Annotated in this window: 2 protein-coding genes; one reads left to right on the forward strand and one right to left on the reverse strand. The window is 36.9% G+C overall.

Annotated features, from left to right (window positions below; all coding sequences use genetic code 11):
- Positions 1–195: 195 nt before the first annotated feature.
- Positions 196–1,668, reverse strand: a complete 1,473-nt coding sequence (locus tag KGI01_RS13520) for a S1C family serine protease (protein WP_170214802.1) — start codon at positions 1,666–1,668, stop codon at positions 196–198.
- A gap of 290 nt (positions 1,669–1,958) precedes the next feature.
- Here KGI01_RS13520 and KGI01_RS13525 point away from each other — a divergent pair, with 290 nt between their 5' ends.
- On the forward strand, positions 1,959–2,687 hold the full coding sequence (locus KGI01_RS13525) for a WecB/TagA/CpsF family glycosyltransferase (protein ID WP_141275114.1): 729 nt from the start codon (positions 1,959–1,961) through the stop codon (positions 2,685–2,687).
- Positions 2,688–2,924: the final 237 nt, after the last annotated feature.

Genomic DNA, 2,924 nt, shown 5'->3' on the forward strand with positions numbered 1-2,924 from the left:
CCAATTAAATTCGTGATAAAAGAGTAGCTCATGTAAAGCTACTCTTTTTTTGTATAGAAACAAGCTGGGGTAAACATACTACTTTCTTTTTTAGTGTTTGCAACGAAAAACTGGAACCACGACACAGCGCGATTCCAGTTTTTCTTATGTTCATGTGGGATAATAGTTTTTACATTTATGCCCCAACCTGTTTCACTATTCTTCTGTTGTACTATCTACGCTAGATGTATCTGCTGGCACATCTTCTTTTTCAGTATCTGTTTTTGTATCATCTTTACCATCTGTAGTTGGAGGCTCTTCTGTTTCTGGCTCATCTACTTCTGGTTTTTCAACAGGAGTTGTCGGTTTTTCTACAGGTTTTTCTTCTACTTGTTTACCTGTATCTACAGAACTGTTTACAATAATACTTGAAATCTCATACTCTCCAATATCATTGATAATAATTGTATACGCCACATTTTCTGTAATCGTATGTGTCTTTTTCGTTTTTGGATCTACATACTTCGCTACAGTATTCATTGTTACTGTTGCATAATCTTTGTTAATTGTGACACCTGTTACATTGTAATCAAGTGATTTAAACTGCTTATCTTTTGTATAACGTGATACCATCGCGTCTGCTTCTTTCATTGCTGGACGGTTTCCGATGAACGTATCATAGTATTTGTGCTTACCATTTTTAATAGATTGAATTAATAATACATAATAACTTTCCATACTTTCTTTTAAGAAGTTCTCATCAAAGTAAGCTTCATCTGCATGGTTATTATCAAACTCTGTATCTTCATTGAAATCAATTTTAATATCTTGCGCTGACCATTTATTTACTAGCCCCATCACAGAGGCTAGAGGAATTGCATAACCAATCTCCGGATGATCTTCTAAAATAATGGAATTAATACCGATGACATTACCTGTTTCAGCATTAATTAGTGGCCCACCACTTGAACCTTTATTTAAGCGTGCCGTAATCTCATACAAGTTTTTGTATGTATAATCGTCCACGAATTCAGCACCGATACTTTTGATAACACCTTCTGTAGTAGTGCCGTATTGATCTTTTGGACTACCAATTGCAACAACTTTCGTCCCCACTTTTGCAGTAGCTGTATCAAGTACAAGCGGGTTTTTCCCTTCTAAATCAGGTACTCGAATTAATGCAACATCTGTTTTATTAGAAATACCAATGACTTTCCCTTGGAATTCTTGACCTAATTCATTTTTCACCACAACAAACCCTGCGTCTTTTGCTACGTGCGCATTTGTTAAAATGTCACCTTTATTATTAATTAAGAAGCCAGAACCTTGTTGTAAATCGGTATAAACTGTATAAATTTGCGTTTTTGCATTGGCAATAATCGCATCTTTATTATAGGTCGGCATGTTGACTGGTGTTTCATCTTGGTTTGTTGTATCTTTTGAAGAAGCTTCTTCATTCGAAGTTTCTTTCGTTACCGTACCTTTTGCTTCTTTTTCGCCCTCATCTTTTGGCTCTTTTTTCGCTTCTTTTTCTTCATTTTGAACACGAATGTTGTTGTCTTTCGCCTGGTCATCCGTCTTAGTTACTAAAGCATAGATGCCAGCTGCAACAACTGCAATGAGGATGAAAGCTACTACTAAACGCTTAAACGCAGCCTTCTTCGGTTTAAAACGTCTGTTTTCACTCATAACATCCACTTCCAATCTTATTATATTGTCTACCATATTAACGGATGAACATATTAAAAAGTTTCATCGATATATGGCTGTTTTCACAAAGCATATCATATCACATTCTTTTTAGAAAATTAATGTGTCAATGTAATGAAATTTTTGGCACAAACTATGTCTATAGTGTGAATTTAATAATCATCCCTTAAAATCCATATTATTCCTAATTATTTTATCGGTTTTTACATTCTTTTCTTTACATTTTCTTATATAATGAAATGGACTAAACTCGAAGGAATGAACAACTCGTGAATAAAGTAAACATTTTAAATATACCCATTACGAATACAACAAAAGCACAATTTTCAAAAAAAATGATGATTTTGTTAGAAAAACAAAAACGTCCCATTCAAATTGTCACAGCCAACCCAGAAATTATCATGTTAGCTAAAGAAAATCCTACATATGAGGGCTATTTACGTGCGAGCGATCATGTTGTAGCAGACGGAATTGGTGTTGTTATGGGCGCAAAGATGCTCGGCACACCTCTCCAAGAACGCATTGCCGGTTATGAATTATTACTTGAATTTTTATCGCTAGCAGATGTTGAAAAACACCGCTTTTATTTTTACGGTGGTAAACCAGGGGTTGCTCAAAAAGCAGCTGAAGAAGCAAAAAAACGTTTTCCAAATGCCAAAATTGTCGGTGTTTCTGACGGCTATGGTGGCGATGGCGACGGCGTTCAAGTAGCTGAAAAAATTGCTGAATTAAAACCAACTCACATCTTTGTTGCGCTTGGTGCACCCAAACAAGAAGAATGGATTGCAGAGCATGCTCAACGCTTCCAGCACGCCATTATGATGGGTGTAGGCGGTAGCTTTGATGTTCTATCAGGACAAGTCAATCGTGCGCCAGAACTCTTTATACGCCTTAATTTAGAGTGGTTTTATCGCCTAATTACACAACCAACTCGTGCTAAACGTATGTTAAAAATCCCACAATTTTTACTCGCCGTACAGCGTGAAAAAAGAAAATAAATTGGAACCAGAACAGTGAACGGACTGTTCTGGTTTTTAATTTAAGCTGAGTGTTAGGAACTTAAATTGACTAGATTAGTGTGAATTCGAACACTCGCGTGGCGAAACGGGTTATTCGATTTGGTTGTTGGGACATCCGTTGTTCGATCCGGGTCATTCACCCATTCAAACAGGACATTCGAGGGCGAAAACGGGTCACTCGCTCCTCGATTCGGGTCATTCACCCGTCCAAACGGG

Origin of the sequence: Kurthia gibsonii, from assembly GCF_006539985.1 — a bacterium.
In the GTDB taxonomy this organism is placed as follows: Bacteria; Bacillota; Bacilli; order Bacillales_A; family Planococcaceae; genus Kurthia; species Kurthia gibsonii.